A 26129-nucleotide genomic window follows, 5' to 3' on the forward strand; every position below is an offset into this window, starting at 1 on the left:
AGTAGCAAAAAGCCCCTGGCTATTATATATAGACAGGGGCTTTTTGTTGTTCTCACATTACGTCACTTCAACGACGCCGACCGGTAAAAATCGATACCAAAAACAGAATCAAAAAGATTGCAAATAAAACCTGAGCAATAGTTGAAGCTACCCCAGCGATACCTGAGAAACCTAATACACCCGCAATAATGGCGATAATCAAAAACAGCATTGCATTGCCTAGCATCGTCTTACTCCTTTTCCATGGTGACGTTTCTGCTATAGCCGATAATAATCCTGTCATCAGAGAATACGCTCGAAAGCATATCTATCTCAGCGCTTATAGGGCACTTTTCTCCGCCTATCGACTACTTACCCTCATAAGGTTTGGCTATAAAACGCTATCCGTCAAGGACAAATATCCGCCAACCCTACGCATAATAGGCAATTTTCATAACGCCACTGGCCAGCAGACCCACTCCCCACTTGATCGGCGTGGGAAACCGGGTGCCACTAGCCTCAATAGCAAGCCGAGCATGATGGCCGTTATCCGCCGCCATTTGACGAAAAAGGGGACGAGAATTAAGGTCTTCAACAGGCAACTGGGTGGACTGCTCACTGAGTTGCTGGCTCATTAATTCTTTTGTGACCGCCGTCATACCCAAACCAAAACGGTCGCCGATAGCGCCCGCTGTTAATCCCAGCCCAAGAGAGAAACCATACCAAACAGGTGTAAAGTAACTTGTGCGGCTCTTAAGCTGGGCAAGCCGCTGATGGCACCAGGCAAGATGGTCCAGCGTTTCCCCGCACAGTGACTCAATTTGCCGACGTGAAGCCGGCAGTTTAATAAGCGCCATTTGCCCTTGATAAAACCCCTGAACACCTACTGTCGCAATATGGGCCGCCCGTACCAGCCCGGCAACATGTTGACGCTCAAACTCATCCAGCGCCACTTCAGCAACGGCAGCGGCTGGGTTGATTCGGCTTGCCACAACGGCATTAGGCACCAGGGTACGTAAAGCACTATCCATGTGAACAATTAGACGATCTGAACGGCTCAGCTGACGCTCCATCATAACGCTTACTCCGTTAAGCAGTGTTGTGGGCGACGTTACCTGCCCTACTAACCTGCAGGCCACGTAAATTGGCGCCCACCCATTAGATGCATATGAATGTGATAAACCGTTTGGCCCCCCATTTCATTACAGTTCATGACTACACGATAGCCATCATCGGCAAATCCTTGCTGCTTAGCTAACTGAGCAGCGGTGTACTGTAATCGACCAATAATCGCCAAGTCACCTGACTCAATATCGTTTAGCGTTGCAATGTGCTTTTTAGGGATAATGAGATGATGGGTAGGCGCTTGAGGGCTTATGTCATTGAAGGCGAGGACATGTTCATCCTCAAATACGATATCGGCGGGAATTTCACGGTTAATAATTTTGCAAAACAGGCATTCCATAGCGGCCTCCTTCATTATTGTAATAAAGCGAATTTCAATACAACAACACGTTCAAACGTAAACCAATAGGCTAGCGAAAACGGCGTTGAGCGAGCAAATGACGCACCAAAGGCGCTAGTATCAACTCCATCGCCAGCGACATACGTGCCCCAGGCACTACCAAGGTATGTGGGCGGGTCATAAAGGCGTCTTTAATCATCGCTAATAACCAAGGGAAGTCTACCGTTGATGGGTCCCTAAACCGTATGACCACGAACGACTCTGCATCCGTTGGAATATCCTGCACCTCAAAGGGGTTTGAGGTATCTACCGTAGGCACCCGCTGAAAATTAATGTGTGTACGGGAGAACTGCGGCTGGATATAACGCACATAGTCATCCATACGCCCTAGAATAGTATCGATGACCGCTTCTTGAGAGTAACCACGGAGCTTCGTATCACGGTCAATTTTCTGGATCCATTCCAGGTTCATGGTTGGCGCGACACCCACTAACAAATCAACATGGCGCGCAATATCATACTCCTGGGTCACCAACCCGCCATGCAACCCTTCATAAAAAAGCAGATCCGTGCCACAAGGTAGAGACTGCCACTCGGTAAAGGTGCCCACCCGATACCCTGCTTCGATTTTTTGCTTATCTTCGGCATGAATATAGTGGCGGAAAGTGCCGGTTCCGTGTTCGCCGTACTCAACAAAAAGCCCTTCTAGCCGATCAAGAAGATTAGCCTCCACTGCAAAGTGAGATAGCTCATCTTTGCGCTCTGGCTCTTCACGGAACATACGCTGCAAATCATCACGGGTATAACGATGAAACGCATCGCCATCTACCATAGCAGCATGCACATCTTCACGTAGGAACATGCGCTCAAAGCTACGCCTAACCGTGGTGGTTCCCGCGCCTGATGAGCCAGTTATCCCAATGATGGGGTACTCCCGGGACATTAGGTTCCCCTCGCCTGGGCTAAGGCCTGTTTAACGCTCTCAGGAACATCCACAGGCCGCCCAGTCGAAAGGTCCAGCAGCAGCTGATTCACCCTCGCGGTCGCTACTACTTTATCCTTTTCAGCGTTGCGAATACGCTGGTAAACCGTGAGTGCTTTGCCGGTCGGCTCGGGTACCGCCGTATCAATAACCAGTGCATCAGGCCAGCGTGCTTCATATTGATACTGAACCGCCAAATCCACCACCACGCTGGGATACCCCTGCATGTCCCACTCCGGCAAGCCAAGTGCCGCGAAGGCGTGCACCCGCGCTTCGTGGAGCAGCGACACCAGGGCATCATGCCCCAAGTGTCGCCCGTAATTCATATCGGTTACTCGTACCGTTAAGGGGTGACGATGAATAACCGCTGCCGCAGGAAACTCCAGCGTAACTCGCTCCATACATGACTCCTTATCGGTGAAAACAGGCGGTAAAACGTACTCTTTTGATTCGTGTTCACTCTTCCCGAGCAATGGCACGAAACGCAATATCCCGGCGATACTCTGCGCCATCCCAGTGAATCTTGCTGACGCCTTGGTAGGCCAGTTGCTGCGCAGCAGATACGCTCTCTCCTAACGCGGTAACACACAGCACTCGGCCGCCAGCGGTGGCGATACTGCCTTGATCGGTTTGCACGGTTCCTGCATGAAAAACTTTACAGTGTGTTTTCTCTGCCGCTTCCAACCCCTGGATAACATCGCCTTTACGATAGCTACCCGGGTAACCGCCTGCCGCTATCACAACGCCTACAGCAGCCCGGCTATCCCATTCGCACTGCTGTCCGGCAAGCTCGCCTTTTGCTCCAGCCAAGCAAAGTGCAGCAAGGTCTGACTGCAAACGCAGCATAATTGGCTGTGTTTCAGGATCACCAAAGCGACAGTTGTACTCAATGACTTTAGGATTTCCTTCGGCGTCAATCATAAGCCCAGCATAAAGAAAGCCCGTATACGCATTGCCCTCTTTCGCCATGCCCCGCACGGTTGGCAGAATGACCTGCTCCATGATGCGTTCGTCTACTTCTGGAGTAACTACCGGGGCTGGTGAATATGCACCCATGCCTCCCGTATTTGGGCCAGTGTCGCCATCGTAGGCACGCTTGTGGTCTTGGCTAGTGGCCATTGGCACCACATTCTCACCATCCACCATGACGATAAAGCTCGCTTCTTCTCCCTCAAGAAACTCTTCAATAACCACGCGAGCACCCGCGTCCCCGAAAGCATTAGCGTCAAGCATATCGCGAACCGCTGATTCCGCCTCCGCTTCACTCATCGCCACAATGACGCCTTTACCAGCGGCTAACCCGTCCGCTTTAATCACAATCGGCGCGCCTACTTCCGCTAAGTAAGCGAGCGCTGGCTCTACGGTGGTGAATGTTTGATAGTCAGCGGTAGGAATTTTATGGCGGGCCAAAAAATCTTTCGTGAACGACTTGGAGCCTTCCAGCTGAGCGGCCTGTTGAGTAGGACCAAAAATCGTTAGCCCTGCTGCCTGAAAACGGTCAACAACACCGTCAACCAAGGGGGCTTCAGGCCCTACTACAGTTAAACCAATTTGCTCGCGCTGAGCAAACGCGACTAATTCAGCCAAATCGGTCGCGGCAATATCAACATTGGTGAGGCCAGGCTCCGTTGCCGTGCCCGCATTACCTGGGGCGACAAACACCTGTTCGACATCACTAGATTGAGCCAATTTCCATGCCAACGCATGTTCACGGCCACCGCCACCTATCATCAAAACTTTCATGGTCGTCCTTCTTAAACGAGAGAGCGTTTATGGGGCGCATTATGCCACAACGCAGCCCCAAGTGGTCTTATGTGTAAGTAGAGGCTCTGACAGCGACAACGTGGATAAGTAGCGGCTTATGAACAGTGGCGTTACGGCTTTTTATCCTCTTTAGGTTCCGGCTTCTCTTCGTCTTCCGGTGGCGTTGGCTGGTTGATCGCTTTTTGCCAAAAACGCATGTTCTCTTCCGCCAGTTCGCGCATAAACTCTATGGGCGAATGGCGCATGGCCTGCTTCCACTGGGTTTGCATACGTTTTTGCTGTTCCAGCATCAGCTGAGTGCCCTGCTCAAGATAGCGAGCCAAAGGTAGCGGAGAAGACATATCGTAAACACGAATCAACTGGGCCAACAGGTCATTAGAAAACACCTCTGCCTCGCTATCCGCTTGCTCCTGTTCGATAATAATCGACAGTAAAATCGTGCGCGTTAAGTCTTCACCGCTTTTAGCATCCTCGACGCGAAAAGGCTCTTCTTCAATAATCAAACACCGCAGATCTTCAAGCGTTACGTAACGACTCTGTTGAGTATCGTATAACCTGCGGTTGGCATATTTGCGAATTACGCGCACTGCGCATCTCCTTAAACGTGATAGAGGCTTTTGTCGCCGTTGCTGGTATTGTGCCTGCAACACACGCTCATGCAAGCCAGCTTAACCGATTAGCCGCGTTAAGCGAGCCTCTCTTATGACAATAGACGACCACCATGAACCTGATTCTGCTTGATCCCAACGACATAGGCGCTGACCACCATGTTCGCATTACCGATGCCCGCCGTCTCAAACATTTAATAGAGGTTAATCGCGCCACCGAAGGCGAAAGCTTCAACGTGGGCATTCAAGGCGGCAACATGGGCAAAGCCGAACTTATTGAGCTAAGCCATGAGCAAGCTATTTTCTCACTAGGCCAGTTAGAAGAATTACCGCCACCTCCCCTGCCCGTTCATTTGGTACTGGCCCTGCCTCGCCCTCGCATGCTGGCTCGCACCCTGGAGCACGTCACTGCCCTAGGGGTAAAACAGATCACTCTGCTGCACACCAAGCGGGTAGAGAAAAGTTACTGGCAGTCGCCAGAGCTTCGCCCGGATAAAATACATCAGCACCTGTTACTCGGCCTTGAACAAGCCAGAGATACTCAGCTGCCCACCATCACTCTACGTAAAGGCTTTAGGCCGTTTATTGAGGTGCAGTTGCCGGCATTGCTGAATGAACGGCGTGGCTTAGTCGCCCACCCCGGCATGCCAAACCCATGCCCTAGAGGCATTAGCGATGAAACGCTGCTGCTTGTTGGCCCAGAAGGGGGATTCATAGAGTGGGAAGTAGAGCAGTTGCTTGCCGCAGGCTGCCAAGGCATGCACCTAGGCCCTCGCATTCTGCGGGTCGAAACGGCAGTTACAGCGCTGTTATCACGGCTGTTTTAAGAGGCTATGAGACAGACGACCCTGCGCCTGTGATTACACACTCATTAGGTCTGCTCATCGTCGGGGTCGTAAGGCACGTGCTCTGCATTATCCCCACACTTAGGGTTTTGCAAAAACGTGCTACGTACATCAAGCAAGCCTAAGTGACTGATCGTGCGGCGGCCTAAGAGCAGTGGGTAGATCATCTCTTCGCGATCACGCAGGCTAAACTGCTCTTCGTAAAGTGTATCGCCCATACAGACATCCATCAGTACTACTGGACGTTCATCGCGTCCCCCGGCGCCTCGCACCGTAAGCTCGCGATATAGTGGACGCTCAATTTGATCGCTAAACGTTTCACCACTCTCTTGATCTTCGAGCTTTAGGCGAAAACGTACCCACTCTTCGCCCGCTTTTTCAAAAAGCTCGATATCACGTGCATCCATCGATGACGTAAGGGCGCCGCTATCCAACTTCGCCTTAACCGCAATACCCCAAGGCTCGATAGTGGCATTTTCAACCCAACCAAAGACATCAGGCTTCTCAGCGTTAGCGTTGGTACCTATCATTAAGGTACCGACCATTACCGTAGTTGCTAATGCGCCTGCCCATGTCGCGCCTAAAAACGTTTTACCCATTGCATCTCGTCCCTGTTGAGAAATTAATTAGCGAAGCAGATCCAGCAACGCCTGGGTTGCGAAACCATCCGGCGTCAGCCCCTGATCACGCTGGAAAGCGCGCACTCCTTCCCGCGTATTGGGTCCCATAATACCGTCTGCGGTACCCACCGAATAACCAGCACTGTTCAAACGCTGCTGGAGAGTTCTGACATCATCACGGGTTAAAGGTGCCTGATCTCTCGGCCAAGAGCCGCTGATACCCGCTCGACCAGCAATGGCGTCGGCAAGTGTCGCCACGGCTAACGCGTAGCTGGTCGCGTTGTTGTAACGCAAAATAGCGCGGAAATTAGCCCCTACTATAAAGGCAGGCCCTTCTGCCCCCGCAGGGACTATAACGGCAGCGCTCTCAAATGCTGGAAGCTCACCACTCACCGCACGTACACCCTGCGCTGCCCACTCCGCACTACTGCGCCGCTCGGTTTGCGAATAATCAAACGATGACGGTAGCACGACCTCTGCGCCCCACGGCTGCCCTGACTGCCAGCCAGCACGCGCCAAGTAATTGGCCGTTGAGGCCATCACATCAGGAATACTACCCCAAATATCACGGCGGCCGTCGTTGTCGCCATCCACTGCATAGGCTTCAAAACTACTGGGTATGAACTGAGTATGTCCCATAGCCCCTGCCCACGAACCGCGCATTTGCTCAGCGGCGATATCCCCCTGATCTATAATCCGCAGCGCGGCGAGAAGCTCTCCCCGGGCAAAATCCTGGCGGCGCCCGTCATACGCCAGCGTCGCGAGTGACTCTAGCGTTGAGAAGTCGCCAAAATTGCTACCGTAGTTACTTTCGATACCCCAAATCGAGACAATAATTTCAGCGGGAACACCATAGCGTCGCTGCATTTCGAGAGCCGTGTCACGATGCTGTTCAAGCTTTTCACGACCATTATTGATACGTGTACTAGACACAGCCGTGTCCAAGTAGTCCCATATCGGGCGGACAAACTCAGGCTGATGGCGATCAAGTTCAATGACACGCTCGCGATAGCGCAGCCCGTCAAAAGCAGAAACAAGCGTTGCTTCACTAATGCCTTGAGCAGCAGCATAACGCCTAAACTCACTCAACCATTGATTAAAACTGGCATAGCGAAGCTCTTCTGCTGCCCGCGCATCTACTTCAGTCATTAACCGCTGGCTCGCCTGTGCGTCGACACTCACTACAGAGGCCGCACCTGTCGCGAGCAGTAATGATAAGCAAAACGCCGCACCAGAACCTAGTGACCCTTTATTTTTCAATAACATAGCAACACTCTCTCGGCAATCCTTAGCGTGAGCCTGATAATGACGTAGAAAGCCGACAGATACTAGCCCCGCGCTAGCCGCGTAAGCGTAACAACAGAAACCCATGGAGAATAGCAACCACCAACGTAAGCACAGCGCGAAGCAGAAGGTACCAGCGAGGAAAACCGACCCGCCCTTCGCGGCTCATGTCGTAACCACCTATTAGTATAAAACCCGCTAATAAAATCCAGAGACCAGAGACTGTGTTCATCATGAGTGCTGGCCAAGCAAGTAAACTCGGCACCATAGCGAGCACTAATCGGCGGCGACTGCCCTCCTGAGCGTTTTGAACAGCCGCCCCCCAATGCACCCCACCTAAGAAAGATAGGATCACCGCGCTGTAATAAACAAAACTGTAAGTGGCCACTACTTGCCACACAGTAGGGCCCCACCATACGAGCAACAGCGCAACCGCAAAAGGAATTAACCCAGCAACGCCCAATCCCCAGGCTAAACGGCGATCACTGCACAGCAGCTTCATTACTCCCCCCTTGTTTGTGCTCGGCATTTAAAGGCTCAGCTTCCGCAATCAACCAGCGCTGCCACTCGTCAGGCATCACCAGTGGCTCAGGGAACTGCGTCGGCGCTACGCGCCAAGGTTGATGACGCTCTAAGCCACACGGCAGTGACGCTAAAGCGGGTAGCCAATAGGCAACATACAGCCCTTTTGGATCATAGTGCCCAGCCTGCTTGAGTACATTAAAATAGCGATCCTGACGGGGGTCACGTCCAACGCCTGCAATATAGCGCCAGTTGCCCCAATTACTGGCAACGTCGTAATCAATCAAGCAGTGTTCGAACCACCACGCGCCTAGCCGCCAATCTACCTCTAAATCTTTTACCAAAAAGCTCGCTACATTCTGACGCGAGCGATTAGATATCCACCCAGTACGATAAAGCTCAAGCATAGCAGCATCAATAAAAGGCACACCGGTGGAAGCGTTGCGCCATGCATTAAAGGCTTCGGTTGGCTCGGGTAACTCTTCACGACCGAACAGTAAACGGCCTTCAAGCTGGGCTGCACGATGGAAATAGTCGCGCCACAGCAGTTCAAAAATAATCCAGTAGCTTGACTCCGTGCTGCCGTTCACCTCTTCCCATGCCTTAACCTCTTGATGGACTTGCCGCGCTGATAAGCAGCCGCGCGCTAGCCAGGGAGAAAGTCGCGTCGAAAAACTAGCACCTAATAAACCATTGCGAGTTTTCTTATACGACTCACCCCCTTTTTGCTGCCACAAATAGTTCTTCAGCCTATCGACTGCAGCAGCCTCACCGCCTATAAACGTAAAGCCTTGCCGATCATCCGGCTGCCATGCATCACTGTCTTGGCATACTGACTTAAGCGGCGGAAAGCCACGTGGCGCGTCTGGCCAGGATGGCAAGGTCACTGGCGCATGCATAGGGGGAGCAATGACACATTGTTTTTCAACACTTCTACGAAATGCTGAAAAATTTGCGGGCAGCAGCTCTGCTGCGAAGGGTAACGTATCGGCGCTAATTAAGTAGCCACTATCAACACAGGCTAACTGAATTGAGGCTGGAAGCTGCTGTGACACTTTAGCGATATGTGCCACTTCTTCGCTACCAGAGTGTGCTGCCGTTCGGACTTGCCGGGCATTTAATGACGTTGCTAGCTGAACAACCACCTCAGCAGGGTCGCCAATACGCACTAATAAGTCACTGCCACGTTGCAACAGCTCGCCACGGAGTTCCATTAAGCTTTGCCAGAGAAACCTCAGCCGGGCAGGGCCTAACCTGGGCGTTGGCTCTCCTGCCACACAAGGCTGCAACCAGTTCTGATCTAGCACGTAAAGGCAAAGCAATTGTTCAGGAGGAGAATCAAATTGTAATAACGGATTATCGGCTACGCGCAAGTTGTCTTGCAGCCAGACAATGTCAATCGTAGTGGTCATGCACTTGCCTCCTAGGCGTGCTTTACTGCTTGGATTCGCGACGACAGCGTTCGCTGCAGTAGCGCACTTCATCCCAACAGCGCGCCCATTTCTTTCGCCAACTAAAGGGGCGTAAGCAGTGGGCGCACTCTTTTTGCGGTAGATTTTGCTTGTGATGCATGAGTCTTTCTCTGTATCTCGCAGCGCGCTAACCTTAAATGTAACCTCAAAAGATAGACACGCCGAACACATTGGTACAATTATTGTACATGAAAAATATATTTATACGGCGCTATTTGTGATTTTCAGGCGTAAAAAAAGCCACCCCGTAGGATGGCTTGTGCTGATAGCGAGCGGAGAGAGCTTAATCTCAAACCCACATTAACGGTGATGTTTGTGCGGCCGCCATTAACAATAGCGTTTAGCGTCTGCTTAACTGGGATCAGTTTCCCGTGGATGACGTTTAGCGTTTTCGTGGGTTTCAAGGCCACTTTTTAGCTCATGGGTTAGCGGATCATAGTTAGGGCGCAGCTCATCTTTAACGGTGCCACTCCATAGCCGTGAACCAACAAAGTAGGCTGCTCGGCCAATCACGTGAGCGGCTACCGGCGCCGTCATTAGAATAAACACAATAATGGCAAACGAACGGGCCACTATACCCACTTCTGCAAAGTGCATGGCTGCTGCGAGCATGATCAAAATTACCCCTAGTGCAGCCGCCTTGGTAGTGGCATGCATGCGGGTTAATAGATCCGGCAAACGTAATAGGCCAATGGCCGCTAGCAGCATAAATAGTGAGCCCGCTATCAGCAGCGTACCTTTGATAAACTCAATCATCCCGCGGCCCCCCACGTTCCAAAAAGCGTGCAAAACCAATGGCCGCCAAAAAGCCCATTAGTGCAATAACAATGGCAGCATCAAGAAAGCTCGCCACGCCAGACTGAATAGCGTAGACCCCCACCAGACCAACCACCGTGGTAGAGAAAAGCTCCAAAGCTACTACACGGTCTGGCAGGCTAGGGCCTCGCACAACTCGTACAAAAGTCAAGACAAGCGCCATACCCATAATAATTTGGCTGATTAATATAACGGTATCCATCAACGAAATAACTCCAGTGCGCGATGCTCCATGTTTTTAAGGCTGCGCCGTAGCTCATCTTCATCATCTAAGAACATCGCATGAATATAGAGCACTTTACGATCATCAGACACGTCTAAACTTAGTGTGCCTGGTGTTAACGAGATAAGACTCGCCACCATGGTAATTTCCATTTCAGTCCGGGCCGAAAGGGGGAAGGCAATGACGCCAGGCTGCATATGCCAAGGAGGCGTGAGCACGTCAAACGCTACGCGTAGGTTGGCTTGCATTAGCTCTTTGATAAAAAAGCAAATAAAGCCAATTATTCTTGGCACTCGCGCTGGGTAGCCTTTTAGTGAGTCTACCTGCGGCTCAATGAGCACCAGCGCTATATAGCCAAACACCACACCGACCAGCATATTCAGCCCTGAAAAGTCGCCGCTTAACAGCACCCAGGCCAAGCCTAGCATAAGGTTCCAAATTGCACCGGTCATGGGGTTCCCTCCATGCTTTCACCTACCTGCTCTGCCTGTATCTCGGTGGGCGTTAGCAGCGCCGACTCAGCACTGGCAGAAGGCCCCAATACTGCTTCAATATAACCAGCGGGCGTCATGAGCTGATCACCAATAAGGTTCATTACCTGCATAATGGGCTCCGCAAAGACACCTATTAACAGCGACATCGCGGCTAATACCACTACCGGCAGGTACATAATCCAAAGGCTAGGTTTCAATAAGCGGCCATCATCCCCCACGGGGGTTTGCGATGCAGGCACGTGATTCTCTTCTGGCAAGGCCTTCCAAAACACCTCGTTCCAAATTTTCACCATGGAGTAAAGCGTCATAACACCCACTGCAAGGGCAATACCCGTCGCTACATAAGCCCCGGCCTCGATGCCAGCCCGCACCAGCACGAATTTGGCAAAGAAACCCGATAGCGGGGGAATACCCGCCAGCGAAAAGGCAGAGATAAAGAAGGCAACGGCTAACCATGGGCGCTCACGATAAAGCCCGCCCATTTTTTTAAGCTGATAAGTACCTTGTAAACGATGGGTGATACCACTGATCAAGAAAAGATTCGTCTTAACAATAATGTTGTGCATGATGGCAAAAACACCACCGGCAATCGCCAAGGGAGTGTAAAGCGCCAGCCCCAATATCATGTAGCCAATCTGGCTAACGATGTGAAAAGAGAGGATACGCCTGAACTCATATTGGGCGGCCGCCCCTAACACGCCAGTCACCATGGTCAACACGGCCCCCCACAGCATAATATCCTGCAGGTACCCCATGGTCTGATCAAACATCAGTGTAAAGACACGGAAAAGTGAATAAACGCCCACTTTTGTTAACAAACCGGCAAACAGCGCCGAAACCGCCACCGGTGGGGTGTGATAAGACGCCGGTAACCAGAAAAACAGTGGAAAAGCTGCCGCTTTAATACCGAAGGCCACCATAAACATGACGGCCAACACTTCAACCATGCCGCTGTGCTCGGCTTCGTCCAAGCGCAGCGCAATATCGGCCATATTGAGCGTACCGACAGTGCCGTATAAAAGGCCAATGGCGGTTAAGAAGATAACCGATGCCAGCAGGTTCAAGGTCACGTACTTAATTGCACCTTCCATCTGCGCCCGCTCACCGCCCAAGATCAGCAGCGCAAACGAGGCAACCAGCATGACCTCGAACCATACGTAGAGGTTAAAGATATCGCCCGTTAGAAAGCCACCGGCTACCCCTGCTAACAGCAAATGCATAAGGGGATAGTAGCCAAACTTTTCATGCCCTCGGCCGGTCGAGGCCAGCGAGTAAACCCCCATCGCCAACCCGATGATACCTGTCATCAGTATCATGACCGCACTGAGCATATCCGCGATTAACGTGATACCAAAGGGCGCTGGCCAATTGCCCATTTGCATAGTGACGTAGCCATCTGACAGTACTGCAACAAACAGCCATAAACTAGCTAGCAGGAGCGCTACGTTGCCCGCAACAGCAAAAAAGCGCTGCATAGGGCGTGAACGCCAAAAAAGCAGTGAAATTGCTCCAGAAAGCAGCGGCAACAGGACGGGAAGTGCAACTTCAGGCCTCACGTGTCGGTATCCTTCATTTTGTCCAAATCATCTGCCTTAACAATCTCGTAGGCTCGGCGAATCAATACCACCGCGAACGCCAGCACGCCAAAAGCGATCACAATAGCGGTCAAAACCACCGCTTGGGGGAGCGGGTCAGCCACCTCTCCCAAAGGCTGCAGCATGCCTTCAGGTATCAAGGGGGGTGCGCCTCTTGTCATTCCGGCCGTTGTAAAAATAAGTAGATTGGCGCCGTTGGAAAGCAGTAATAGGCCAATCACTAATTTAACAATTGAGCGGCGAAGCATCATAAAAATGGCGGCGGCGTACAGTAGCCCAATCGCCAATGCCATTATTGGTTCCATTGAAGGCCTCCTGTTAACTTAGGGTTCATCCTTATCCACCTCCATCAAGGCCATGACCATTCCCATTACCGAGCCAAGTACCGCAAGGTAAACCCCAACATCAAAAATAAGCGGGGTAGAGGCTTTAAAATCGATAACAGGGATCGTCCACCACTGAGCTGTTAGGAAGGGCTGCCCCATAAACCAAGCTGGCACCACAGAGATCATGCCAAGCAGTAGCCCCACGCCAATCAAATCCCGGGGGTCCACCATACGCAGCACTGCTTTAGTGGCACTGACGCCAAATGCAAACAGGTAGAGCGTGAACGCCCCTGCTGCCACTAGCCCGGCAATAAACCCACCGCCGGGTTCATCATGGCCACGCAGCAATAAAAAGACCGAAAACATTAACTGCAACGGCATTAAAAAGCGCGCGGCCGTATTAAGAATAATGGTGCCTGACTTAACCATCGTACGGCTCCTTAGCGCTATTTTTGTCGCCCTCGTTGGCTTTATCACCAGTGGTGTCATGACGCAGCTTCAGCATGGCGATTACGCCAATCGCGGCCAATGCAAGAACGAACATTTCTCCTAAGGTGTCGAGTGCACGGTAATCCACCAGAATGACGTTTACGATATTGCGGCCATGTGCCAGCGGCGCGCTATTCTCCACCATATAGGTGGAGATTGTTTCAAACTGATCGATACTCCACGCAGTCATGATGAGCAGAAAAATCAACACCCCCATCATGGCTGCGACAAAGCCGTCTCGTATACGCTCAAGACTGGTTGAGAGGTTCGAAAACCGCGGCAACCGGAACAATACTAATACCAGTAAGATAACGGTAAGGGTCTCGACCAGTAGCTGGGTAATCCCCAGGTCAGGAGCGCTAAAGAGAATAAAGAGCAGCGCGATAGAGAAGCCCATAATGCCGACGGACACCACAGCACCTAGACGAGAGCGGGAAATCGTCGCAAAGAGCGCACCCATCACCATCGTGCCCACAACGATTATTTCGTGAAAGCGAACATCCAACGTAAACGCTAGCTGGGGGGAGTGACGCAGCAAGATTGAGTTGCCGATCAATCCAATAAGCACCAGCAGCATCACCAGAATGTAATTTCGCATGTAGCCGTTTTGCAGCAGATGCGTTTGCCACTCGGAGAAGCGCACAACACCGTTCATGAATCCTTCGTAGCCAGCCTCAGGACCATGGCGCATGACCGGCGCCAATATAGACAGTTTTGCGCGAACGCGATCCCACCGCTTAAACAGTAAAAAGCCCAGCCCGAGGCTAACGATCGACATAATCAACGCAGCATTAATGCCGTGCCAAAGCGAGAGAGATACCGCTAGCGGCTTCCCGGCCACCGCCGTTGCGGCCGCTGTCAAGAGTGCATCGCCACCCAGTACGGCGGGGAGCAGCCCCAGCGAAAGTGACCCCACTACCAATAAGCCTGGGCCAAGCAACATACTAAAAGGTGCTTCATGGGGTGTTTTAGGCGTTTCGTGGCGATGCCCATAAAACGGCCGTAGGGCAATAATCGCCGCCACCGCGATGGTTAGAATGGCAGACATAAACGCAAAGAGTATCAATAATGCTCTGAACCCATCAGCGCCAAACACTGCCTCAAGCATCAACTCCTTTCCGATAAATCCAAAGAGCGGCGGCACACCCGCTAGCGAAAGTGCCGCTATCATGGCAATGGCTGCCGTTATTGGCATTTGCTTGCGTAACCCGCCCATGGCCGTCACGTCTTTGGTGCCGGTTTCATGATCCAAAATACCGGCCACCATAAAGAGCGCGCCTTTATACATGGAGTGGCCCAGCAAGAACGTCACAAAGGCAGTCATTGCATAATCAGTGCCGATCCCCACTAGCATGGTCAAGGTGCCCAAGGCCATGATGGTGGAGTATGCGAGCAGCTTCTTAATATTGGTATGCTGGATCGCCAGGAAAGCGCCCGTAAGCATCGTAGTCGCACCCACTACAGAGAGAATACCTACCCACAGCGCTGTACCGCCTAACTCCGGCTGCAACCGCGCCAGTAGATAAATGCCCGCTTTCACCATGGTCGCCGAGTGTAAGTAAGCGGATACAGGGGTGGGCGCCGCCATGGCGTTGGGCAACCAGAAATGGAAAGGGAACTGGGCCGATTTGGTAAAAGCGCCAAGCAGTAAGCAAATTAACATAGGTGTATAAAGAGCATGCTCACGCAAGTCGCTCTCCATTTGGCCGATGTCTGAGAATGACCAGCCACCGCTTGCCACACCTAGCAGCACTAGACCTGCCATCAGCGCAAGGCCGCCCGCTACGGTGACAAACAGCCCCTGACGTGCCGACTTCCGCGCCTCAATATCGGTGTGATTAAAACCGATTAGCAGGTAAGAGGTAATACTGGTGAGCTCCCAAAATATAAACAGGGTAATCAGCCCGTCAGCAAGCACTAACCCAAGCATCGAGACCATGAAGGCCAGCAGTGCTAAATGAAAGCGCGCAATATCCTCGTGCCCTTTTAAGTAGCCACCTGCGTAAATTAAAACGCAGGTGCCTATCACGGTAATCAGCAGCCCAAAGAGCAGTGATAACCCATCAAGCATAAACGTCAAGCTAATGCCTAGCGAAGGTACCCACTGCCATTCCAGTAGCAACGGGCCGTCATTAAGTACTGAGGGGGCTTGGCTGAATAGCCAAGCAGCCATCAAGGCTGGATACAGCGCTAGCACCATGCTTGCACGCTGACCAAACCAGCGGTTAAGCAGTGGCGACGACGCGGCCAGCACAAATCCTAATAATACGGCGAGTTGCATCTAGCAAAATCTCCTGAGTAACAAACTGCTTTTCCCGTATGGAAAAACCCCATGCGGCATGACGCCTTTTCACTATTATCCAAGGCTGCAAGCGGGCATAGAATCACTTATGCCTATGATGTAACACTAAAGTACGATAGGCGTAAGTCGCCTACCATCCAAGCGGCTGCCTCTATAAACTTGGCTGCGTTAGCAGACAAGGCCGTGTTAGATAACAGGAATCTTCAGGTTATAAACCTTATATCAGGCACCTGCGGGTTACCAGTCATGCATCTTAACGCGCCTTTTCGCTAGCACTAACCCCTCAGTCCTTATCTGCAGCGTAGTCTATCTATTGATAGCATCCGCTGCCGCCCAGAATGTGGAACGCTAGCAATGCCGCTGCTATGGATACCACTGTTAACCCTGGTTGGCACGTTAGTGCCGTTACTAACCGTCTCTCGCGGACGATTGTTCTGCACCGCCGCGACAGCAATCGTTCCCATTACCGCCCTAGCCTTACTGCTTAGCCACCTGCCAATACTACTAGACGATGGTACGGTATCACAGCAGCTAAGCTGGATACCGTTGTTAGGACTAGACCTTGCCCTACGAGTTGATGGCCTAACCCTACTGTTTGGTCTGCTCATCTTGGGCATCGGCAGTTTAATCATCATTTACGCGGGCTATTACCTCTCTAGCAGCGAAAATGACGGGCGGTTCTTCTCTTACATGATGCTGTTCATGACCGCTATGCTCGGCATTGTCATGGCCGACAATTTGCTGCTTTTATGGCTGTTCTGGGAACTTACTAGCGTTGCCTCTTTTTTACTGATTGGTTTTTGGGGACACCGTAGTGATGCGCGGCGCGGAGCACGCATGGCCCTTACCGTCACTGGTGCTGGCGGTTTGGCATTGCTAGCCGGTATTTTGCTTATAGGCCATGAAGTAGGTAGTTTTGCGCTGCCCGACGTACTGGCCGCTGGCGATCAGTTGCGCCAAGCATCCACCTACCCTGTCATTATGGCCTTGGTATTACTGGGCGCCTTTACTAAATCGGCCCAGTTCCCCTTCCATTTTTGGTTACCCCACGCCATGGCCGCGCCCACCCCGGTGTCCGCCTACCTGCACTCATCCACCATGGTAAAAGCAGGGATTTTTCTTCTCGCTCGGCTACATCCAGCATTAGGCGACACATCATTATGGTCGATCAGTCTAACACTAGCAGGCTTGGCTACGCTCGTGTACGGCGCTTGGTTCGCCTTATTAGAGCGTGATTTAAAAGGCACTTTAGCCTTTTCAACGGTAAGCCACCTTGGATTAGTGGTGCTACTGCTTGGCTTGGATACACCGCTGGCGATTGTCGCAGCCCTTTTTCATATTCTTAACCATGCGCTGTTTAAAGCAACGCTGTTTATGAGCGCTGGCATTATCGACCACGAAACCGGCACACGGGATATCAGGCGCCTAGGTGGGTTATGGTCCCTTATGCCTATCACCGGAACATTAACGCTCATGGCCGGCGCGGCAATGGCGGGTTTCCCTCCGTTTAATGGCTTTCTAACGAAAGAGATGCTGCTGACCAAGGCCTTAGCCACCGATCTATTTGGTGGCCTAGGCAGCGTGATTCCATTACTGGTGCTGGTAGGCGCCACCCTGTCAGTGGCTTACTCACTGCGCTTGGTATATTGCGTATTTTTTGCTCCTAGCGATAATCCGCCGGAGGAATCACACACTCCCCACGACCCGCCTAAAGGCATGTACCTACCGGGTTTAATGCTTGCCTGCTTGTGCCTGCTCGTAGGCCTGTTCCCCATGACGCTAGCCGCTCCCCTCATTCGCACGGCAAGCATCGCAGTACAAGGGGATAACACACCGCTTTTCGTTTTTGCACTGTGGCACGGGATTAACCTACCGCTCTTAATGAGCTTGTTCGCAATCCTCGGCGGTATCATTTTATTGTGGCGGCATAAAAACATTAGCAGCTTAGCCTCTTTGCTACCTACACCTAGCGCCCCGGCTCTGTTTGAAAAAGCTGTCACCCGCCTTATTAAAGCCTCGCTTTGGATAACGCTACGTTTAGAAAACGGCTCCCTACAGCGTTATCAAGCGCTGCTTCTATTATCGGCTCTTGGCATGACTGCTCTCGGCCTTAGTCAATTGGATACATTGTCTGGAAACATAGACATGCAGCCAATTGACGGGCTTACCCTACTAGGTGCCAGCGTGATGATGATTGGCGCCATTGGCAGCGCGCTTGCACACCGCTGGCGACTAGTATCACTGTTAATGCTTTCCATGGTGGGGCTTACTGTCTCGCTTACGTTTATCCGCTTTTCAGCACCCGACCTCGCAATGACGCAGCTATCCGTTGAAGTGGCGTCAATGATACTGCTAATACTGGCCCTGTTTTTCCTCCCTCAGCGGCCCCCTCGCTGGGTCTCCTCGCAGCGAATCGTACGGGATGTTTTACTGGCAGGTTCATTAGGGTTAGTTATTGCTGGATTGAACTACGCCCTTCTAACCCGGGAAGTGCTGAGCATTTCTGATTACTTCCTCACCAACAGTGTGCCTGGCGGCGGCGGCACCAACGTCGTCAACGTAATTTTGGTTGATTTCCGCGGGTTCGATACGTTAGGGGAAATTACCGTACTCACTCTTGCCGGGCTAGCGACCTATAAACTGCTTAACCGGCTGCGGCTGTTTAAGCCCTCCGGTAACCTTGAAGGGATTCGCTGGTCGCGCCACCGCTACCCGATGATTCTTGAAGTAGTCGCTCAAATCATTTTGCCGCTGGCACTGCTTGTCTCGGTCTATATTTTCTTACGTGGGCACAACCAACCTGGCGGCGGCTTTATTGCGGGGTTGATTACCGCTATTGCACTACTATTGCAGTACATTGCACGGGGCTACGAATGGACCAGCCGCCGCTTGCCGCTATCGTATCCAGTTATTTCAGTCATTGGTCTTGTCATAGCCGTACTCACCGGCTTGGGAAGCTGGCTGTTCGGGTATCCCTTCTTAACCTCCTCGTTCGGCTACTTTAATATTCCGCTTGTTGGCAAAACAGAGCTAGCAACGGCGCTACTGTTCGACTTGGGGGTCTATCTTGCGGTAGTGGGCGCCACACTGATGATTTTGGTGAACCTGGGCAGCGTTACCACAGCGCATCGCCCTACGCTCAAAACTACGGAACAAACGGCATCAAAAGAGGGCAATAAGTAATGGAGCTGCTTTTTTCGTTGGTAACCGGAGTATTAAGCGCTAGCGGTATTTATTTACTGCTTCGAGGCCGCACCTTCTCAATTATCGTAGGACTTGCGTTGCTCTCCTATGCGGTCAACCTGTTTTTATTTTCAACCGGTGGCCTGCATACCCATTCAGCGGCGGTGATAGGTGCCTCAGCCGCACCTGCCGACCCTCTCCCTCAGGCACTGGTGTTAACGGCCATCGTAATTGGTTTTGCCATGTCTGCGTTCATGGTCATTCTTGCGATACGAGCGCGCGCCGAGCTAGGTAATGACCACGTGGATGGTAAGCAAGGTGAAGAAGGAAGCACCCGCTAATGAGCCAGCACCTGCTAGTTTTTCCTATTCTTTTACCCATGCTGACTGCGCTTGGTTTACTGCTCATGGGGCAAGCCCCCAGCGCGCTACAGCGGCGTATTAGCATTATCTCAACCGCACTATTAGTGGTGCTATCGGGCTTACTACTGGTACATGCCAATAGCGATATTATCAATATTTATAACCTGGGGAACTGGCAGGCACCGTTTGGCATTGTGCTGGTATTAGATCGTCTCTCAGCACTGATGGTGGCACTCACCGCCGTACTGGCTTTAGGGTGCATCCTGTTTGCCAGCGCAGGAGATGATAGCCGCGGGAGTAACTTTCACGGCATTTTTCAGCTTCAATTGCTGGGTTTAAACGGCGCCTTTTTAACTGGAGACTTATTCAACCTCTTTGTATTTTTTGAAATCTTACTGCTGGCTTCCTACGCGTTGCTTATGCATGGCGGTGGTAAAGCGCGCATTGGCGCAGGACTTCACTATGTTGTGCTTAATCTAGTGGGTTCAGCGCTGTTCATAATTGCCCTTGGGATACTGTATGGCGCCACTGGCACGCTCAACATGGCAGATATGGGGCGTCGCATTGCCCAGATGGATGAAGCTAATGCCGCGCTGGTGACCGCGGGGGCTTTGCTGCTTACCGTCGTATTTAGTTTGAAGGCCGCTATTTTACCCCTCTATTTTTGGTTACCGAGCACCTATGCCTCTGCGCCCGCACCGGTAGCAGCGCTGTTTGCGATTATGACAAAGGTCGGTTTATACGCCCTGCTTCGGGTTCAAACGCTCGTATTTTCGGAAAGCCCAGCCATTGTTTATATCGATAATTGGCTTTGGTGGGGCGGCTTGGCAACCCTTTTGTTGGCGGGCATTGGCGTTTTAGCCGCTCGTGATCTTCGCACCCTAGTGGCATATTTAGTGCTTGTTTCTGTCGGCACGCTAATGAGCGGGGCTGGTATGGGTCACATCTCAGGCACGGGGGCTTTGCTCTATTACCTCGTGCACACCACGCTCATCGCTGGAGCGCTGTTCCTGCTAGCTGAGCTGATCGGTCTACAGCGGGGCAAGGCGGGCACGCGCTTAGTACGTGCCCGCAAGCTTCATCAACCAGCCCTGCTTGGCGGTATGTTTTTGATAGGAGCCGTCGCCATGGCGGGCTTGCCCCCCTTAGCTGGGGCATTGGGCAAATTGCTCTTGATGCAGGCTGCGGATAGCGCACAGAGGCCATGGCTGTGGCCACTATTACTTTTGGCTGGTTTAGCGGCCATGATTGCCCTCTCTCGGGCTGGCTCGGTGTTTTTCTGGGCGAGCTACAAAGGTGCTCCCAGCGGGCCACGTATCACTCCCTTGCAGCTATCTGGCGTAACGTGGTTATTGATTAGCGCGCCGCTGTTAGTGTTACTGGCGGGGCCTGTAAGCGAATACACCCAAGCCACTGCTGAGCAACTTGCTTCGCCACAGCGGACTATTCAGACCATACTGCCCGAAGTAAATCCTTCAGATTTTGCTTTGCGCGATGAGGAGGAGCAGTAATGTTTGCCCGCTATTTTCCCGCACCTGCCCTGTCACTAATACTATTAATCACCTGGCTTCTAATGGTGAGAAGCTTGGCTTTCGGCCAACTGCTACTAGGGGTGCTGCTAGCAATTGGCATACCGCTGCTAACCCGCGCTTTTTGGCTGCCTTTCCCCCGGGTTAAACACCCTATAAAGCTCGTACGCTTTGTCTTACGGGTACTTGCCGATATCGTAGTCGCCAACTTGCACGTTAGCTTATTAATTTTGAGCCCTAAGCGGACACCGCACCCTGGCTTTATTGAGTACCCACTACAAGTACAGGATCGGCTAGCCATTACTCTCTTGGCCAATACCATCACCATGACGCCTGGCACTGTTTCCACCAATATTCGGCTAGATCATACGTCGCTGCTTATTCATGTATTGGATATGGAGGATGAGCAGGCTCTTATTCAAGACATTCATGAGCGTTACGAGCGTCCCATAAAGGAGATTTTCGAATGCTAGCCATCGCCCTTTGGATCAGTTTGACGCTAATAGTGTTAGCACTCGCAATGAATGTTTACCGCTTACTTATAGGCCCAGACATACCCGATCGATTGCTAGCGCTAGATACCATGTATGTCAACGCAATTGCGCTTATCGTAATTGCTGGGCTTTGGTTCAACACAAAAACGTACTTTGAAGCTGCCATGTTAATCGCCTTACTCGGCTTTATCAGCACCATGGCAATTTGTCGATACTTGCTACGCGGCGATATTATCGAGTAACGGAGGCTGACATGACATTTGCTATTATGATTGAGGCTTTGGTATCGCTTCTGCTTATTTGCGGCGGGATGTTTGCCTTTACTGGCTCGCTTGGCATGCTGCAGTTCAAAGACTTTTTCATGCGCTTACACGGACCCACCAAAGGCACTACGCTAGGCATCGGCTGTGTGCTGATTGCTTCAATGGTTTACTTTACAACCACCCAGCGTGAACCCCACATGCAAGAGCTATTAATTACCCTGTTTCTGTTTTTAACTGCCCCCGTGACAGGGCACATGCTGGCAAAAACAGGACTACACATGCATTTACGCTTTACCACCAGCACTCGTGGCTCACTGCCTGAACTGCTGGATGAAGATGTGGGGCAAAACCGAGTAGCAAAACCCGGCCGCCCCAAACGCCCTGGCAGTATCAAAAACCGCCGCCGCCAGCTGCTAAAAACCCGTGGCAGATAAGCGCATTACGCTATACAGGTAGATAATTAACACAGCCAACCCGATAGTTCATTATTCACGACGGCTAACAACGCATCGATATGATCATCCCGGTCATTTAAGCAAGGGATATAGCTGAAGGTTTCGCCCCCGGCTTCCATAAAGCTGTCGTGGATTTCCTCTTTAATCTCCTCAAGTGTTTCCACACAGTCCGATGAGAAGGCGGGTGACATAATCGCGATGTGCTTATGCCCCTGCTTAGCCAACGCCGCCACGTGATCAACGGTTTGTGGCCCTACCCATTTTTCGGGGCCAAACTGTGACTGAAAAGCGGTATCTACTTCTTCTTTGGTGAAGCCAAGCTTCTCACGCATTAGCCGCGTCGTTTTCTGGCACTGGCAGTGGTAGGGGTCACCTTCTAACAGGTAGCGCTCCGGCACCCCGTGGTAACTCGCCACCAGTTTCGTGGGGCGGCTTTCAAAACTGTCGTAAGCCTCTTGCACCGAGTTAGCTAACGCCTGAATGTACGCTGGGTGTTCAAAGTAGGCAGGTACGGTCCTAATATAAGGCTGCCATTTCATCTTCATCAGTGTACGAAACGCCTGGTCATTAGCGGTGGCCGTGGTGGGCGAACCATACTGGGGATAAAGCGGGAAAAAGACGATGCGCTCGCATCCCTTCTCCTTCATCCGGTTTAGCACACTTTCAGTGGAGGGATTACCGTAACGCATACAAAAATCAACCTCTACATTATCGCCGTAGAGGGCTTTGAGTCGCTCGGCCATCTTTTCCGTTTGCGCACGGGTAGTCGTTAGCAGAGGGCTTTCGTTTTTATCGGTATTCCAAATACTTTTGTACGCATGACCCGACGAAAAGGGACGTTTCGTCAAAATAATGAGCTGAAGCAGTGGCTGCCATTTCCAACCGGCATAATCCACCACCCGCTTGTCGGATAGGAACTCATTCAGGTAGCGACGCATTGACCAGTAGTCGGTAGCATCCGGCGTGCCAAGATTGGCCAGCACTACCCCTACCTTCGCACGGGGCACAGCCGGATGGTCACTTGGCGCGTGGGCCAAGCGGCCTGCTCCTGGCTGATCCTTCACAACGCTATCGGTCATACGTCTACTCCTAAAAGACTACTTTTAATGGCTAAAATAGTAACACTTTCCAGCAAAGTTACGGCATAAAGTTATACTATCAACATTATTTGTATAACTATAGGCAAATTCATGTCCAAGCCTTTACTGCTCGTACTCGGTGATCAGCTGTCCCTTTCACTCACAGCGATAAAAGATGCCCCCCCTAATGCGGTGGTAGCCATGTGCGAAGTCGCGGATGAAGCTCGCTATGTCCCCCATCATATACATAAAATCGGCCTCTTTATGGCCGCCATGCGACACTTTGCCCAAACCCTGAGAGATAAAGGCTTCCAGGTTCACTACAGCCGAATTGACGATGCAGACAACACTCAGTCACTTCTTAATGAAGCCGAACGGATTGCCAAACAGTACGGCTGCGATCAGATACGTGTTACCCGCCCTGGAGAGTGGCGACTGTGGAACGATATAACGGCGCGCAAAGACGCCGCCTTGCCATGGACATTATTAGAAGATGAGCGTTTTTTCACCACCCCAGACGACTTCGCTAGTTGGGCCAGAGGGCGTAAACAGCTGCGCCTAGAATACTTCTATCGCGAACAGCGTAAGCGCACGGGGCTGTTGATGGAAGGCGATGCACCAGCCGGTGGTAAGTGGAATTTTGATCACGATAACCGTGAACCTATTAGTGCAGCGCTTAGCTTTCCAGCGCTGCCCCAGCACAGCCAAGATGAGTTAACCCGGGAAGCGCTCAGAGATGCGCAGCACCATTTTAGCGAGCATATGGGGTCACTGGATAACTTCAACTTGCCCGTGACACGCCGCCAAGCGCTGGTAGATTTAAAACACTTTATTGACCATGGGCTAGCGGACTTTGGCCGCTATCAGGATGCCATTAGTGATACCGAGCCGTTTTTATATCATTCTCGACTATCTGCGGCCCTCAATATTGGCCTGCTAACCCCCCATGAAGTGTGCGAAGCGGCGGAACAACAGTATCACATAGGCAAGGCCCCCATTAATGCCGTAGAGGGTTTTATCCGCCAAATACTCGGCTGGCGGGAGTATGTACGCGGGCTTTATTGGACGCAAATGCCCAGCTATAAGCAAAAAAACGGACTCAGCGCCAAGCGCGATCTACCAAATTTTTATTGGGACGGAAACACCGACATGCGCTGCCTACAGCGCGCCATACAAATGACCATCGACAATAGCTATGCCCACCATATCCAGCGATTAATGGTGACGGGTAACTTTGCCCTGCTATGTGGTGTAAAGCCTGAAGCGCTTTGCGACTGGTACTTAGCCGTGTATGCCGATGCCTGCGAGTGGGTGGAGCTACCCAATACGCTGGGTATGGTTCTCCATGCCGACGATGGCTTGATGGGCTCCAAGCCTTACTGTGCATCGGGTAAGTATATCGACAAAATGTCTGACCACTGCCAACACTGTCGCTACACCCCTAAACAAGTAACAGGGCCTAACGCCTGCCCCCTTAACAGTCTTTATTGGCATTTTTTAGAAACTAACGCCGAGCAACTAAATCGCAACCCCAGGATGAAGCTGATTTACGGCTCCCTTTCCCGCATGAAGGAAGAGAAGCGCGAGGCTATCCGTCAACAGGCAGAGCAGTTTCTCTCAACATTAGAAACGCGCCCAGGTTATGGGCTACCTAGCCACACTCAAGGTTATCAAAAGGAGTCGTATCAATGAGCCGTTTTTCTACGCTTCAAGCAGCTGCGCCCGTCACACTTTTTCACGATGGTCACTGCCCTTTTTGTCGGGTCGAAGTTGAATGGCTTTCGAAGCACCGACATCAAGAGCGGGTCAAACTGATAGATATTCAAAGCAACGACTTCAACGCCGCTAAACTTGGGCGTTCGTTTGATGACATGATGGGGCAGCTTCACTTACTTGATAATAAAGGGATATGGTATGTAGGCATGGATGCCAGCCGGGCCCTTTATGCAGTACTGGGTTACCGGCGGCTAGTAAGGCTATCTTGCTTACCGGGCCTGCGCAGCGCAATGGATGCAGGCTACCGATTTTTTGCCCGCCGCAGAATCTGGCTAGGGCAGTGGTGGGAAAAACGACAAGCTAAATAATGAACCGATTACACATATGCAGGCGTTTTTTTGACCAAACTCGCCAAACCCACTGCTTAAAACACGAGCGGCATGCGAGATGTTAACGGCTCGCTATAGTGGGCATCGCGTCCGATCACTTCATCTTGCGGCACATGCTGAACTAGATACGCGCGATGAATGCCTGCTCGCTTAAGTTCCAGATAGACGTCATCTAGCGAGCGAAACAGCATCGGTTTATGACGTTGCGTCAGCATATGTCGCTCACCTTCAACATCTTCAAGCTCAACCTGATAGAAGCGGCTGCCTGAGTGGGTAATAACGCGAATTTCGAAGTTGTCGTGGTTTGCGACAAACTGTTTAAGCTCTTTTAGCTCCATGGTTCCCTCCTGTTATTAGACATTGTCATGGGCAAAGCATCCCGTAAACCCATGACAATAATGTTACCTTGGCACTAACTTCATGAGACGGCAACTTAACAAAAGAGTTCCTGACCAAAACGTCAACTTATGCGTTCAATTATTGATATTCAGACGGGTCGATAGCCTTGCCTAGTGAATTGCGATCAATCCAGTTTCCGCCTTTGGTTTCCTTATAACGAAAGACAACCTTGTCACCAACCGCCACAGGCAACTCACCATCTTCGGTTTGGTAACTGTACTTCTCCCCTTCCACCACCAGGAAGTAGCGGTAAAGGTCAGGCATTCCCAACCACTCTTTAAATGGCCCTTCGCGCTCTAGCGACTGCAACTCCCCGCGGCCCTCCAGCTTAGGAAGACGCTTTCGGTTACCACGTCTAAAACCACCTGCCATTTTCTACTCCTGTCTATCTGCTTCGAAAGAGGGGCGAGCATTATACGACCTGCCCTGTTCCACACAAGTTAATTACCCGCATCTGCGTTAACCGCCTGCGCA

31 protein-coding genes are annotated in these 26129 nt (G+C 51.6%); 10 read left to right on the top strand and 21 right to left on the bottom strand.

Translation table 11 applies throughout. The features are described 5' to 3' along the window. Positions 1 to 67: 67 nt before the first annotated feature. From BB497_15365 to BB497_15395, 7 genes are all read right to left on the bottom strand, one after another. Positions 68 to 226 (bottom strand): DUF1328 domain-containing protein, encoded by a 159-nt coding sequence (locus BB497_15365; protein ID AVI63989.1) that lies wholly within the window; start codon positions 224 to 226, stop codon positions 68 to 70. A gap of 184 nt (positions 227 to 410) precedes the next feature. Next, on the bottom strand, positions 411 to 1052 hold the full coding sequence (locus BB497_15370) for a 2-octaprenyl-3-methyl-6-methoxy-1,4-benzoquinol hydroxylase (GenBank protein ID AVI64376.1): 642 nt from the start codon (positions 1050 to 1052) through the stop codon (positions 411 to 413). Between the two features lie 50 nt (positions 1053 to 1102). Further along, positions 1103 to 1444, bottom strand: coding sequence for a histidine triad nucleotide-binding protein (locus BB497_15375; protein ID AVI63990.1), 342 nt, complete (start codon positions 1442 to 1444; stop codon positions 1103 to 1105). A 70-nt stretch (positions 1445 to 1514) separates the two neighbouring features. After that, positions 1515 to 2387: a phosphoribulokinase gene (locus BB497_15380; GenBank protein ID AVI63991.1), complete on the bottom strand. Its 873-nt coding sequence runs from the start codon at positions 2385 to 2387 to the stop codon at positions 1515 to 1517. Beyond that, positions 2387 to 2827 carry a hypothetical protein gene (locus tag BB497_15385; protein ID AVI63992.1) on the bottom strand — a complete coding sequence of 147 codons (441 nt, stop codon included), beginning with the start codon at positions 2825 to 2827 and terminating at the stop codon, positions 2387 to 2389. The genes BB497_15380 and BB497_15385 overlap by 1 nt, the downstream gene beginning before the upstream one ends. A 55-nt stretch (positions 2828 to 2882) precedes the next feature. Further along, a complete protein-coding gene (locus BB497_15390) occupies positions 2883 to 4169 on the bottom strand; it encodes a phosphoribosylamine--glycine ligase (protein ID AVI63993.1) in 1287 nt (428 codons plus the stop codon). A 131-nt stretch (positions 4170 to 4300) separates the two neighbouring features. Beyond that, positions 4301 to 4777, bottom strand: coding sequence for a polyhydroxyalkanoate synthesis repressor PhaR (locus tag BB497_15395; protein ID AVI63994.1), 477 nt, complete (start codon positions 4775 to 4777; stop codon positions 4301 to 4303). Between the two features lie 134 nt (positions 4778 to 4911). Here BB497_15395 and BB497_15400 point away from each other — a divergent pair, with 134 nt between their 5' ends. Beyond that, entirely contained in the window at positions 4912 to 5625 is a 714-nt protein-coding gene (locus BB497_15400; GenBank protein AVI63995.1) for a 16S rRNA (uracil(1498)-N(3))-methyltransferase, read from the top strand. A gap of 44 nt (positions 5626 to 5669) precedes the next feature. Here BB497_15400 and BB497_15405 read toward each other — a convergent pair whose 3' ends face one another. From BB497_15405 to BB497_15455, 11 genes are all read right to left on the bottom strand, one after another. After that, positions 5670 to 6242, bottom strand: coding sequence for a hypothetical protein (locus tag BB497_15405; protein ID AVI63996.1), 573 nt, complete (start codon positions 6240 to 6242; stop codon positions 5670 to 5672). Between the two features lie 27 nt (positions 6243 to 6269). Then, positions 6270 to 7529, bottom strand: coding sequence for a murein transglycosylase (locus BB497_15410; GenBank protein AVI63997.1), 1260 nt, complete (start codon positions 7527 to 7529; stop codon positions 6270 to 6272). Between the two features lie 73 nt (positions 7530 to 7602). Then, positions 7603 to 8049 carry a hypothetical protein gene (locus tag BB497_15415; protein AVI63998.1) on the bottom strand — a complete coding sequence of 149 codons (447 nt, stop codon included), beginning with the start codon at positions 8047 to 8049 and terminating at the stop codon, positions 7603 to 7605. Then, positions 8030 to 9481 (bottom strand): deoxyribodipyrimidine photolyase, encoded by a 1452-nt coding sequence (locus tag BB497_15420; protein AVI63999.1) that lies wholly within the window; start codon positions 9479 to 9481, stop codon positions 8030 to 8032. The genes BB497_15415 and BB497_15420 overlap by 20 nt, the downstream gene beginning before the upstream one ends. A gap of 411 nt (positions 9482 to 9892) precedes the next feature. Further along, positions 9893 to 10297, bottom strand: coding sequence for a Na+/H+ antiporter subunit G (locus BB497_15425; protein ID AVI64000.1), 405 nt, complete (start codon positions 10295 to 10297; stop codon positions 9893 to 9895). Continuing rightward, on the bottom strand, positions 10290 to 10559 hold the full coding sequence (locus BB497_15430) for a pH regulation protein F (GenBank protein ID AVI64001.1): 270 nt from the start codon (positions 10557 to 10559) through the stop codon (positions 10290 to 10292). The genes BB497_15425 and BB497_15430 overlap by 8 nt, the downstream gene beginning before the upstream one ends. Continuing rightward, positions 10559 to 11032: a cation:proton antiporter gene (locus BB497_15435; protein AVI64002.1), complete on the bottom strand. Its 474-nt coding sequence runs from the start codon at positions 11030 to 11032 to the stop codon at positions 10559 to 10561. Before BB497_15435 ends, BB497_15430 begins: the two co-directional genes overlap by 1 nt. Next, entirely contained in the window at positions 11029 to 12630 is a 1602-nt protein-coding gene (locus BB497_15440; GenBank protein AVI64003.1) for an NADH/ubiquinone/plastoquinone, read from the bottom strand. Before BB497_15440 ends, BB497_15435 begins: the two co-directional genes overlap by 4 nt. Further along, positions 12627 to 12974: a cation:proton antiporter gene (locus tag BB497_15445; GenBank protein AVI64004.1), complete on the bottom strand. Its 348-nt coding sequence runs from the start codon at positions 12972 to 12974 to the stop codon at positions 12627 to 12629. Before BB497_15445 ends, BB497_15440 begins: the two co-directional genes overlap by 4 nt. Before the next feature lie 18 nt (positions 12975 to 12992). Further along, entirely contained in the window at positions 12993 to 13424 is a 432-nt protein-coding gene (locus BB497_15450) for a Na(+)/H(+) antiporter subunit B (GenBank protein ID AVI64005.1), read from the bottom strand. Next, on the bottom strand, positions 13417 to 15765 hold the full coding sequence (locus BB497_15455) for a Na(+)/H(+) antiporter subunit A (protein ID AVI64006.1): 2349 nt from the start codon (positions 15763 to 15765) through the stop codon (positions 13417 to 13419). Before BB497_15455 ends, BB497_15450 begins: the two co-directional genes overlap by 8 nt. Before the next feature lie 51 nt (positions 15766 to 15816). Here BB497_15455 and BB497_15460 point away from each other — a divergent pair, with 51 nt between their 5' ends. The 7 genes from BB497_15460 to BB497_15490 all read left to right on the top strand — a co-directional run bounded on the left by BB497_15460 (position 15817) and on the right by BB497_15490 (position 22051). After that, the gene (locus BB497_15460) at positions 15817 to 16059 is read left to right on the top strand and encodes a hypothetical protein (GenBank protein AVI64007.1); all 243 of its coding nucleotides are present in this window, start codon (positions 15817 to 15819) and stop codon (positions 16057 to 16059) included. An 81-nt stretch (positions 16060 to 16140) separates the two neighbouring features. After that, positions 16141 to 18969: a monovalent cation/H+ antiporter subunit A gene (locus BB497_15465; GenBank protein AVI64008.1), complete on the top strand. Its 2829-nt coding sequence runs from the start codon at positions 16141 to 16143 to the stop codon at positions 18967 to 18969. Beyond that, a complete protein-coding gene (locus BB497_15470) occupies positions 18969 to 19310 on the top strand; it encodes a Na+/H+ antiporter subunit C (GenBank protein AVI64009.1) in 342 nt (113 codons plus the stop codon). Before BB497_15465 ends, BB497_15470 begins: the two co-directional genes overlap by 1 nt. Beyond that, positions 19310 to 20842 (top strand): monovalent cation/H+ antiporter subunit D, encoded by a 1533-nt coding sequence (locus BB497_15475; GenBank protein ID AVI64010.1) that lies wholly within the window; start codon positions 19310 to 19312, stop codon positions 20840 to 20842. Before BB497_15470 ends, BB497_15475 begins: the two co-directional genes overlap by 1 nt. Beyond that, positions 20842 to 21333, top strand: a complete 492-nt coding sequence (locus tag BB497_15480; GenBank protein ID AVI64011.1) for a Na+/H+ antiporter subunit E — start codon at positions 20842 to 20844, stop codon at positions 21331 to 21333. The genes BB497_15475 and BB497_15480 overlap by 1 nt, the downstream gene beginning before the upstream one ends. Next, positions 21327 to 21596, top strand: a complete 270-nt coding sequence (locus BB497_15485; protein AVI64012.1) for a K+/H+ antiporter subunit F — start codon at positions 21327 to 21329, stop codon at positions 21594 to 21596. The genes BB497_15480 and BB497_15485 overlap by 7 nt, the downstream gene beginning before the upstream one ends. Positions 21597 to 21607: 11 nt before the next feature. Beyond that, positions 21608 to 22051 (top strand): Na+/H+ antiporter subunit G, encoded by a 444-nt coding sequence (locus tag BB497_15490; protein AVI64013.1) that lies wholly within the window; start codon positions 21608 to 21610, stop codon positions 22049 to 22051. Between the two features lie 26 nt (positions 22052 to 22077). Here BB497_15490 and BB497_15495 read toward each other — a convergent pair whose 3' ends face one another. After that, entirely contained in the window at positions 22078 to 23151 is a 1074-nt protein-coding gene (locus tag BB497_15495) for a ferrochelatase (protein ID AVI64014.1), read from the bottom strand. A 111-nt stretch (positions 23152 to 23262) separates the two neighbouring features. Between BB497_15495 and BB497_15500 the strand changes: the two genes are divergently transcribed. Together BB497_15500 and BB497_15505 are read left to right on the top strand one after the other, a co-directional pair. Beyond that, complete coding sequence (locus tag BB497_15500) at positions 23263 to 24843, top strand: deoxyribodipyrimidine photolyase (protein AVI64015.1); 1581 nt, start codon at positions 23263 to 23265, stop codon at positions 24841 to 24843. Then, the gene (locus BB497_15505; protein ID AVI64016.1) at positions 24840 to 25235 is read left to right on the top strand and encodes a thiol-disulfide oxidoreductase; all 396 of its coding nucleotides are present in this window, start codon (positions 24840 to 24842) and stop codon (positions 25233 to 25235) included. Before BB497_15500 ends, BB497_15505 begins: the two co-directional genes overlap by 4 nt. A 56-nt stretch (positions 25236 to 25291) precedes the next feature. On the opposite strand, the gene BB497_15510 is transcribed toward BB497_15505, so the two are convergent. After that, positions 25292 to 25594 (bottom strand): hypothetical protein, encoded by a 303-nt coding sequence (locus BB497_15510; protein ID AVI64017.1) that lies wholly within the window; start codon positions 25592 to 25594, stop codon positions 25292 to 25294. Positions 25595 to 25733: 139 nt separating this feature from the next. Then, entirely contained in the window at positions 25734 to 26027 is a 294-nt protein-coding gene (locus BB497_15515; GenBank protein ID AVI64018.1) for a hypothetical protein, read from the bottom strand. Positions 26028 to 26129: the final 102 nt, after the last annotated feature.

It is taken from the genome of Halomonas sp. GFAJ-1, from assembly GCA_002966495.1.
GTDB lineage: Bacteria > Pseudomonadota > Gammaproteobacteria > Pseudomonadales > Halomonadaceae > Vreelandella.

Bases quoted from the DNA above. Each gene is read 5' to 3' on its own strand.
- BB497_15450 (AVI64005.1), bottom strand. From the start codon at position 13,424: ATGGTTAAGTCAGGCACCATTATTCTTAATACGGCCGCGCGCTTTTTA.
- BB497_15510 (AVI64017.1), bottom strand. From the start codon at position 25,594: ATGGAGCTAAAAGAGCTTAAACAGTTTGTCGCAAACCACGACAACTTC.
- BB497_15425 (AVI64000.1), bottom strand. From the start codon at position 10,297: ATGATTGAGTTTATCAAAGGTACGCTGCTGATAGCGGGCTCACTATTT.
- BB497_15390 (AVI63993.1), bottom strand. From the start codon at position 4,169: ATGAAAGTTTTGATGATAGGTGGCGGTGGCCGTGAACATGCGTTGGCA.
- BB497_15490 (AVI64013.1), top strand. From the start codon at position 21,608: ATGACATTTGCTATTATGATTGAGGCTTTGGTATCGCTTCTGCTTATT.
- BB497_15415 (AVI63998.1), bottom strand. From the start codon at position 8,049: ATGAAGCTGCTGTGCAGTGATCGCCGTTTAGCCTGGGGATTGGGCGTT.
- BB497_15500 (AVI64015.1), top strand. From the start codon at position 23,263: ATGTCCAAGCCTTTACTGCTCGTACTCGGTGATCAGCTGTCCCTTTCA.
- BB497_15480 (AVI64011.1), top strand. From the start codon at position 20,842: ATGTTTGCCCGCTATTTTCCCGCACCTGCCCTGTCACTAATACTATTA.
- BB497_15410 (AVI63997.1), bottom strand. From the start codon at position 7,529: ATGTTATTGAAAAATAAAGGGTCACTAGGTTCTGGTGCGGCGTTTTGC.
- BB497_15475 (AVI64010.1), top strand. From the start codon at position 19,310: ATGAGCCAGCACCTGCTAGTTTTTCCTATTCTTTTACCCATGCTGACT.
- BB497_15365 (AVI63989.1), bottom strand. From the start codon at position 226: ATGCTAGGCAATGCAATGCTGTTTTTGATTATCGCCATTATTGCGGGT.
- BB497_15495 (AVI64014.1), bottom strand. From the start codon at position 23,151: ATGACCGATAGCGTTGTGAAGGATCAGCCAGGAGCAGGCCGCTTGGCC.
- BB497_15485 (AVI64012.1), top strand. From the start codon at position 21,327: ATGCTAGCCATCGCCCTTTGGATCAGTTTGACGCTAATAGTGTTAGCA.
- BB497_15370 (AVI64376.1), bottom strand. From the start codon at position 1,052: ATGGAGCGTCAGCTGAGCCGTTCAGATCGTCTAATTGTTCACATGGAT.
- BB497_15430 (AVI64001.1), bottom strand. From the start codon at position 10,559: ATGGATACCGTTATATTAATCAGCCAAATTATTATGGGTATGGCGCTT.
- BB497_15455 (AVI64006.1), bottom strand. From the start codon at position 15,765: ATGCAACTCGCCGTATTATTAGGATTTGTGCTGGCCGCGTCGTCGCCA.
- BB497_15385 (AVI63992.1), bottom strand. From the start codon at position 2,827: ATGGAGCGAGTTACGCTGGAGTTTCCTGCGGCAGCGGTTATTCATCGT.
- BB497_15420 (AVI63999.1), bottom strand. From the start codon at position 9,481: ATGACCACTACGATTGACATTGTCTGGCTGCAAGACAACTTGCGCGTA.
- BB497_15445 (AVI64004.1), bottom strand. From the start codon at position 12,974: ATGGAACCAATAATGGCATTGGCGATTGGGCTACTGTACGCCGCCGCC.
- BB497_15405 (AVI63996.1), bottom strand. From the start codon at position 6,242: ATGGGTAAAACGTTTTTAGGCGCGACATGGGCAGGCGCATTAGCAACT.
- BB497_15400 (AVI63995.1), top strand. From the start codon at position 4,912: ATGAACCTGATTCTGCTTGATCCCAACGACATAGGCGCTGACCACCAT.
- BB497_15375 (AVI63990.1), bottom strand. From the start codon at position 1,444: ATGGAATGCCTGTTTTGCAAAATTATTAACCGTGAAATTCCCGCCGAT.
- BB497_15505 (AVI64016.1), top strand. From the start codon at position 24,840: ATGAGCCGTTTTTCTACGCTTCAAGCAGCTGCGCCCGTCACACTTTTT.
- BB497_15470 (AVI64009.1), top strand. From the start codon at position 18,969: ATGGAGCTGCTTTTTTCGTTGGTAACCGGAGTATTAAGCGCTAGCGGT.
- BB497_15435 (AVI64002.1), bottom strand. From the start codon at position 11,032: ATGACCGGTGCAATTTGGAACCTTATGCTAGGCTTGGCCTGGGTGCTG.
- BB497_15465 (AVI64008.1), top strand. From the start codon at position 16,141: ATGCCGCTGCTATGGATACCACTGTTAACCCTGGTTGGCACGTTAGTG.
- BB497_15380 (AVI63991.1), bottom strand. From the start codon at position 2,387: ATGTCCCGGGAGTACCCCATCATTGGGATAACTGGCTCATCAGGCGCG.
- BB497_15515 (AVI64018.1), bottom strand. From the start codon at position 26,027: ATGGCAGGTGGTTTTAGACGTGGTAACCGAAAGCGTCTTCCTAAGCTG.
- BB497_15460 (AVI64007.1), top strand. From the start codon at position 15,817: ATGCGGCATGACGCCTTTTCACTATTATCCAAGGCTGCAAGCGGGCAT.